Source organism: Streptomyces pacificus (assembly GCF_011766325.1).
Taxonomy (GTDB): domain Bacteria; phylum Actinomycetota; class Actinomycetes; order Streptomycetales; family Streptomycetaceae; genus Streptomyces; species Streptomyces pacificus.
Genome location: NZ_BLLG01000080.1, coordinates 1 through 433, shown reverse-complemented (window position 1 = coordinate 433; position 433 = coordinate 1). Strand labels below are relative to the sequence as shown.

Here is a 433-nt window from a genome sequence, read left to right as displayed (position 1 = left end):
GCGCAGCCGGCGTTGTTCGCGGTCGGGGTGGCGTTGTTCCGGTTGCTGGAGTCGTTCGGTGTGCGGCCTCGGTTGCTGGCGGGGCATTCGGTGGGGGAGGTGGCGGCGGCGTATGTGGCGGGGGTGTTGTCGTTGGAGGATGCGTGTGTGCTGGTGTCGGCGCGGGCGCGGTTGATGGAGGCGCTGCCGGGGGGTGGGGCGATGGTGGCGGTGGAGGCGTCGGAGGAGGAGGTGCTGCCGTGTTTGTGCGAGGGGGTGTCGGTTGCTGCGGTGAACGGTCCGTCGTCGGTGGTGGTGTCCGGTGACGAGGCGGGTGTGGCGGGGGTGGTGGAGCGGATTGCCGGGCGGTTGGGGGAGCGCAGGGTGAAGTGGTTGCGGGTGTCGCATGCGTTCCATTCGCCGTTGATGGAGCCGATGCTGGACGACTTCCGTG

1 protein-coding gene is annotated in these 433 nt (G+C 69.7%); it reads left to right on the top strand.

Annotated elements, in window-relative coordinates; all coding sequences use genetic code 11:
• Positions 1 to 433 (top strand): acyltransferase domain-containing protein (locus tag SCWH03_RS28340; RefSeq protein ID WP_173267789.1); only part of this gene is annotated, 433 nt, incomplete at both ends.